Source organism: uncultured Catenibacterium sp., from assembly GCF_900540665.1.
Lineage (GTDB): Bacteria > Bacillota_I > Bacilli_A > Erysipelotrichales > Coprobacillaceae > Catenibacterium.
Genome location: NZ_UQGV01000091.1, coordinates 1 through 7,329, shown reverse-complemented (window position 1 = coordinate 7,329; position 7,329 = coordinate 1). Strand labels below are relative to the sequence as shown.

General features: G+C 33.0%; 5 protein-coding genes and 1 pseudogene. 3 read left to right on the top strand and 3 right to left on the bottom strand.

From position 1 onward, the window contains the following. Positions 1–72: 72 nt before the first annotated feature. Both QZQ55_RS10020 and QZQ55_RS10015 read right to left on the bottom strand, forming a co-directional pair. Positions 73–1,704, bottom strand: a complete 1,632-nt coding sequence (locus QZQ55_RS10020) for an AAA family ATPase (protein WP_295092959.1) — start codon at positions 1,702–1,704, stop codon at positions 73–75. Between the two features lie 170 nt (positions 1,705–1,874). Then, positions 1,875–2,522, bottom strand: coding sequence for an EFR1 family ferrodoxin (locus tag QZQ55_RS10015; RefSeq protein ID WP_295092957.1), 648 nt, complete (start codon positions 2,520–2,522; stop codon positions 1,875–1,877). Between the two features lie 86 nt (positions 2,523–2,608). Between QZQ55_RS10015 and map the strand changes: the two genes are divergently transcribed. From map to QZQ55_RS10000, 3 genes are all read left to right on the top strand, one after another. Then, on the top strand, positions 2,609–3,466 hold the full coding sequence (gene map / locus QZQ55_RS10010) for a type I methionyl aminopeptidase (protein WP_295092955.1): 858 nt from the start codon (positions 2,609–2,611) through the stop codon (positions 3,464–3,466). Between the two features lie 267 nt (positions 3,467–3,733). Further along, positions 3,734–5,095 (top strand): MATE family efflux transporter, encoded by a 1,362-nt coding sequence (locus QZQ55_RS10005; protein ID WP_295092953.1) that lies wholly within the window; start codon positions 3,734–3,736, stop codon positions 5,093–5,095. Between the two features lie 145 nt (positions 5,096–5,240). After that, on the top strand, positions 5,241–5,612 hold the full coding sequence (locus tag QZQ55_RS10000; RefSeq protein ID WP_295092951.1) for a hypothetical protein: 372 nt from the start codon (positions 5,241–5,243) through the stop codon (positions 5,610–5,612). A 129-nt stretch (positions 5,613–5,741) separates the two neighbouring features. On the opposite strand, the pseudogene QZQ55_RS09995 reads toward QZQ55_RS10000, so the two are convergent. Next, a pseudogene (locus QZQ55_RS09995) lies at positions 5,742–7,039 on the bottom strand (IS3 family transposase); the annotation flags it as partial. Positions 7,040–7,329: the final 290 nt, after the last annotated feature.

Genomic DNA, 7,329 nt, shown 5'->3' with positions numbered 1-7,329 from the left:
CCCCCAATAATTTAAAGCGAGTTTTCTATTGACCCCCCTTAAAAATTAAAGGTTCAATAATATCCGATATTCTTATTGCCATTCAATTTCTACATTTTTTTGATAATGTGCTAGTCCTATGCGAATCACTGTTCCACTTAATTCACTATCATATCTTCTACTGTTAATTTGATCTATTGCTGATTTTGCAAGTTGTTTCAAATCAACTGAACTATCATTTGTATATTTAAATTCTAGAATATATGATATTTGACTTTTCTTGGATTTTAGTATGATATCACATCTTCCCTTTCCTACTTCTCGATTACTGATTACTTCATACTCATTAGAAAGCCAGGCACACATTCCAAGCAGCATCATGTGATAACTATTTTCATCTTTCAAATCATGATAAGAAGGTAATGTGAGTAGAATCTTTCGATATCTGTCTTCAGAATCTTCTTTTCGACAACATTTCAATGAATTGAATAGTACTGTCAGATCTGTTTCAGTCGCTTTCAAGTGATAGGCTGTAAGCTTTCTAAATTCCAATTGAACTTCTTGATCAGGAATTTTTATGATATACAGGCTATCTTGAATAGATATTGTTTTGTGTAATGTTAGATATCCAGCATTAACCAAAAGACCCCACAAGTTTTCTGTATTGTTTACTTCAAAAAAGCTCGTATCCATTTTTACAGTGGTTTCGAGTTTACCATTTCGAATAAGCTCCTCATATCCTCTCTCAAAAGCTTCATCACTGCTTGATATTGCTTTTTTAATCATTGTATTACTGCTCGTATTCACCCAATAAGGCTCTAATACTTTTCTAGAAGCATAATTCAAGATAGACCATGGATTATAGATATCATGTTCTCCAAAATGATATCCATCATACATAGATTTCACTTCATCATTGAGTGATAAATCATAATATTCTAATGTTTGCTTCGTTTCTTCTTCTGTAAAGCCAAAGTATTGAGAATATTCTGGATCTTTTACTGTACATACAACCAGATTGTTCAAATCGCTGAAGATGTTCTCTTTCGCAACTCTTTGAATACCAGTCATCATTGCATAATGTAGACTCGTAGATGTTTTTAATGCATTATGAAGTAGAGAAGATAATCCCCCTCGCAACTCTTCATAATATCCTCCAACATGAGCTTCAATAAAAGGTGTGTCATATTCATCTATGAATACCATTACTTTTTTGTGGTAGTATTTCTCTAATCGTTCCATCAAAAAAGAAAGTGCATCGATAATATTATCTAGAATCCCATCATTTTTTGTCATTAACCCTTGTACAAGAGATTCATATTCGTTTTGTTCAAATACAGTCATTTTTTGTTCAAATACATGAGCATATCGATCATATTCTTTACGCAGTTGTAATTTAATTTCCTTTACAACATTCCATTTATCATTTTTTGCATTCGCAAACGAAATGAAGATTGTAGGATATTGATTCATTTCTGATATATACTCTGTTTCAACAATTTTTGTATCTTTGAATATTTCTTTAGAATCTTTAGTAATATCAAAAAATGAAGACATCATTGACATATTGATTGTTTTTCCAAACCTTCTAGGTCGAGTAATAAGAGTGACAGTACTTTTTCTCATTAAAAAATCATAAATCATCATACTTTTATCGATAAAAAAATAATTCTGATTCTTTAAGGTTTCATAATCTACTACTCCTAAAGGTATAGCTTTTCTCATATAGACACTCCTTTCTTTTCTACTATTATAACATAACTATCTAGTTGAATAAGCGATAAACTATCAAGTTGTACCTAGTCAATATAATATCTATTCTTTCCCTTGCTTTTATTCCCATATTCTATCGCCTTTTTAGGACATTTCGCAATACATGCCATACAATGTGTACATTACTTACCCCACACAGGACGATGATCTTTTACTTGTATATTTTTTAACGGACATAATTTCTCACATAATCCACATCCAATACATTCATCCGTACTATAGAAAGCAGCTGCTTTCACAAAAAGTGGATAGAAAACTGTATTCACAATAGAAGATTGGAACTTGTCTTTCAATTGTAATGACATATTAGGAAAAGGTAAATGCTGATGGATATAGGAAACTGCTTGTTTAATTACAGGATCTGCCTGTTTAATAATCTTTTTGGCTTCATCATCTTCTGGTGTATCAAACATTGCGAGATAGTTTTCTGGCATAATGATTTCCATTGTACCTTTGTAGTGGAATCCCTTCTTCTCACATAGTTTTCTATTATAATAACCTGCATTGCCTATATTTCCCCCACAATCCATCACAAAATAGACTTCTTCAACATCCTTAAAAGCTGTCAAACGAATCCATTCTTCGACGATACGAGGTATTCTCCAGGCATAAGTAGGTACGACAAATACCAATGTTCCTTGGATATTCTGTAAGCTATGATCATTATTTCTAATAAGTGTATTCATACTTATATAATCTTCATTTAATTGTTGATGTAGTTCTCTTGCAATATATCGACTATTGCCTGTTCCGGTAAAATAATAAATCATTTGTGTACTCCTTGTTATATATGACTAACTTTCAATGTATTTTTTAAAAAAATGGTGTATACTTTGTAAAGAAAGAAGGTAAAAGAATGAAAAGAAAATGCTGGTGTGGTAGTCAGTTAGACTATCATGATTGTCATGAAGCTTTTGATAAAAAGCTTAAACAATATAAAAAACATGGTTATCTTATTCCAAATCATAAAATGATTAAGAATGAGAAACAGATTGAAGCTATTAAAAGAGCAGCTGTTGTCAATAATGGATTATTAGATTATATTGAAGAACATATTCAGATTGGTATGACAACACAGGATATTGATGATATGGCTGTGGCTTATACTTCAAGTCATGGTGGTTATTCTGCAGATTTAAACTATGAAGGGTATCCTAAGAGTATCTGTACTTCTGTCAATGATGAAGTATGTCATGGTATTCCTGGAGATTATGTACTTCAGGATGGGGATATCATTAATGTGGATGCGACAACTGGAGTAAACGGCTATTATGCAGATGCTTCAAGAATGTTTATGCTAGGTCATGTTTCAGAAGAGGCACAGCGTCTAGTAAAAGTGACTAAAGAATGCCTTGAAGGAGGTATGAAGGCTGTAAAGCCTTGGGAAAGTACTATTGCTGATATTGGTACAGCAATTGAAAAGCATGCCCATGCTAATGGATATAGTGTTGTCGAAGAGTTCTGTGGTCATGGTATTGGAAAAGCCATGCATGAGGATCCTTATGTATATCATTATACACCAAAAGAAAAGACTGTATTAATAGTTCCTGGAATGGTATTTACGATTGAACCAATGATTAACCAGGGAACACGTCATATCCATCTAGGTACTGATAATGATTGGACTGTTTATACAGATGATGGAAAACTATCAGCACAATGGGAACACACTCTTCTCGTCACAGAAGATGGTGTAGAAATTATTTCTAAGTAATAAAACATGCTATAAGAGAAGTCCTTGTACTCAGGGACTTCTTTTCCTATATTTCCTTATAACTTATAATTAAGGTAAAATTTTCGTTTGACTTTAAAAAAATCTAGAAATATAATAACAAACGAACGAGTAGCAATTTTCTGCGTAAATCCAGTTTATGAACTCGTTTTTTTTATTTATATAGATTAAAAAAGTGTGTAGCGAATCGCGTAAGTCCAGCTTATGGGATTCCTGCACACTTTTTTATTAGCTAAAAAGGAGATTAAAATGACAGAAAACAACAAAATGAGAGAGATGCCTGTAAATCAGTTAATGATTCAATTAGGTATTCCGATGATCTTATCTATGGCTTTACAGGCTGTCTATAATATTGTAGATAGTGCCTTTGTAGGGAATATGCATACAGGCAGTGAAGCTGCACTCAATGCATTAACACTTGTATTCCCTGTACAGATGTTGATGGTGGCGATTGGTATTGGGACAGGTGTAGGAACCAATGCCCTTCTTGCAAGAACATTAGGAGAAAACAACAGAAAGAAAGCATCAAAAGTAGCGGGTAATAGTCTTTTCTTGGCCTGTATTATTTATATATTATGCTTATTATTTGGTATCTTTGGTGTTAAGGCTTATATTGCATCACAAACAGCCAATAAAGAAGTACTTACTATGGGTATCAGCTATTTAAAAATATGCTGTATAGTGTCTTTTGGAATTGTCTTCTTCTCTATATTTGAAAAGCTTTTACAGGCAACAGGACGTTCTCTTTATTCTACTATTGGACAGGTGGCTGGTGCAGTTATCAATATTATTCTTGATCCTATTATGATTTATGGTTTAAGACCTTGTCCTGAATTAGGTGTACAAGGAGCAGCTTATGCAACTGTCATTGGACAGGTTGTCTCTGCATTACTTCTACTTATATTCCATATGAAATTAAATAAAGAGTTTGATCATGATCTTGTATATATAACACCAAATACCACTATTATTAAACAGATTTATACAATTGGTCTTCCGGCCATTATTGCCCAGGCACTTATGTCTATTATGGTTTATGTAATGAATCTTATTCTTAAGTTCAATCCTTCTGCCCAGACAGCATATGGATTATTCTATAAAGTACAGCAGTTTGTCTTATTCCTCGCCTTTGGATTACGTGATGCCATTACTCCTATTATCGCATTTGCTTATGGTATGGGAGAAAAGAGAAGAATTGAAGATGGTATTAAATATGGTTTAATATATACATGTGTACTCATGATCATTGGTATCGCAATAACTGAATTCTTCCCTGGCTCTTTTGCAACATTATTCAATGCAGGTGCGTCTCGTAGTTATTTTATCAGTGCGATGAGAGTTATTTCTATTAGTTTTATCTTTGCAGGTATTAATATAGCCTTCCAAGGTATTTATCAAGCATTAAATGGTGGTATGGAATCACTTATTATTTCATTATTAAGACAAATGATTATTATCCTACCTCTTGCTTATATATTCTCTCTACTAGTAAGAAATGAACAGATGAGTATAACACTGATCTGGTGGGCTTTCCCTATTACTGAATTTCTTTCATGTTTAGTAGGTATGAAGCTATTAAAAGGGATTAAACAAAAACTATTTAAAGCATAACGAAAAAGACTTTTTCTGTAGATAAAGGATAAAATGTAGGTTAATTAATGTGGACCCCGTGTCAAGGACATTAAATAAAAAGGCGCTTAAAAATGATTAGAAATAAAGATATCCTCTAGGTGTAATTAACCAGGAGGATATTTTTATGTGTAAACTATGCAAATATGTAATTATTAAAGATGGAGTTTTATGTGTATTGGAAACAGATAGAATGAAGGAAGTCATAAGAAATGAGCTTGGGGTATTTGACTACCGTGATTATATATTTGATGATGATCCATCAGTCTATCTTCTTGTAAAGGATTTAAGTGTATATGATACTGATCATACTATTGTTTACAGATCTTTTCCAGATGATGCTGACGGTTATTTTAATGGCACTGTTATATTCACTAAGATGGATGATTTGGGCTTTGCATCATTAAGCAATAATGATACAGATATAATCAGAAGTCATCTATGCAGATTATCTGATGGACTGTTTGAAATGAGTTATTCTTTGAAGGATAGCTACTAATTTCTCGAGCGTTGAGTTTCTATCAAGATTATTTCTTACCTGTCTGAATTTTTCTTTATATTCATCAGGCTCCTTTGTGACATGGTTGAGCGGATACTCACCAGTCATGTAATATTCTAAGTATTCATTTGGTGAAAGCTTGGCTAGATTGTACTGATAACGATCATTGTTGTAATAAACCATATAGGAATCTATTATTTCCTTTAGTTCTTCGTATGAGCCGGCATTCTCTGTATATCTGCCTATCTCATCTTTCATATGTCCGAAGAATGATTCCTGGGGAGCGTTGTCCCAGCAGTTTCCTCTTCTTGACATTGACTGTCTGATTTCCAGGCTCTTGAGTAAATCAATAAACTTAACACTTGTATAATGCACACCCTGATCACTATGTATCAGAGCATCAGTATGAATATTATGCTTATGTTTACTGTAAAGCTGATTGATTGTCTCCAGGACAAAGTCTACTTCTAAAGACGGTGATAATACATATGCAAGAATCTGCTTTGTGAAGCCATCCTTTACCACTGATAGATAGGCTTTAGATCTTTTGTGACCATAGAATAGATAAGTAATATCTGTTTCAAGCACATATCCAGGACCGTACTCCTCGAAGTGTCTGTTTAGAATATTATCCGCATAATTTGATGTTTTCATTGCCTTAGCCATTCTTCTTGCAGGATTGGCTTTTCTTATTGGGCAGAATAGACCGTATTTCTTCATCAGTCTTGAAATCTTTTTATGATTCATCATAATGCCCATGTGAAGAAGACGCATATGAATACCACGTCTACCTTTGTCATATCCTTTGAACCTGTATGCTTCTAAAATCAGTTCAAAATCCTTACGGTCTTGTTCTTCTTTTTCGCTTATGGAACTTTTTCATTTCTTCCATGAATAGAACCCACTTCTTGAAACACCTGCAATATCGCATAATGCTGAGACACTCAGATTATTACTAGGTGATTCAAGAGTTCTATCTATTAGTTTATATTTTTCTCTTATTGTTTGTCCTTCTGCAGTTTTAATATTTGCTTTCTGTTGATAAATCTCACTCTTTTTAAAAAATCGTTCTCCTGCTGGAGAATTTTATTTTTCTGCTTAAGCCTTTCTAGCTGTTCCTCAATGGTAAGATTCTTTGTAGAAGGTCTTCCGGATTTTGTGCCTCTGGTATCCTTGAATCCTTCTTCCCTTGCTGCTTCTTTCCTTACACGATCTGTGAACTTGAGAGTTCGACTGGACCCTAACATATGGGGATCAAATCCATACTTTCTAAATATGTTTCCAGGCATCATGCCTTTCTGTAAATCAATCCAGAAGAGTTCTTTGAATTCTTCTGAATAGGTTATGCTTTTGATAGATACTTTCTTTACGTATGGATTCTTTTCGAGTTCTTTTACTTGTTCATCGCTAAAATAGTTTACTCCCATAATAACACCACCATTCTATAATCATTATACTATGCAAAATAAAAACCCTGTAAAACAGGGTCACGAATTAAATATCCTTTTTTATCGTGTCCTTTTTACAGGGTCCATTTTAAATGCATTTTATCCTTTTTTCTTTTTTAAAAGAATATCACAATATGTTTTGTTATTTTTTGTCTTTATGATCATTTCACCTGAATATTTTCTTATTACATTTTCTAATAAAAGAGGATATAACTGCAAAGGATAAAATAAAAATGTAGGTAAAAGCCAATATAAGAATGTTGGAAAAC

Bases quoted from the DNA above. Each gene is read 5' to 3' on its own strand.
- QZQ55_RS10020 (WP_295092959.1), bottom strand. From the start codon at position 1,704: ATGAGAAAAGCTATACCTTTAGGAGTAGTAGATTATGAAACCTTAAAG.
- QZQ55_RS10015 (WP_295092957.1), bottom strand. From the start codon at position 2,522: ATGATTTATTATTTTACCGGAACAGGCAATAGTCGATATATTGCAAGA.
- map (WP_295092955.1), top strand. From the start codon at position 2,609: ATGAAAAGAAAATGCTGGTGTGGTAGTCAGTTAGACTATCATGATTGT.
- QZQ55_RS10005 (WP_295092953.1), top strand. From the start codon at position 3,734: ATGACAGAAAACAACAAAATGAGAGAGATGCCTGTAAATCAGTTAATG.
- QZQ55_RS10000 (WP_295092951.1), top strand. From the start codon at position 5,241: ATGTGTAAACTATGCAAATATGTAATTATTAAAGATGGAGTTTTATGT.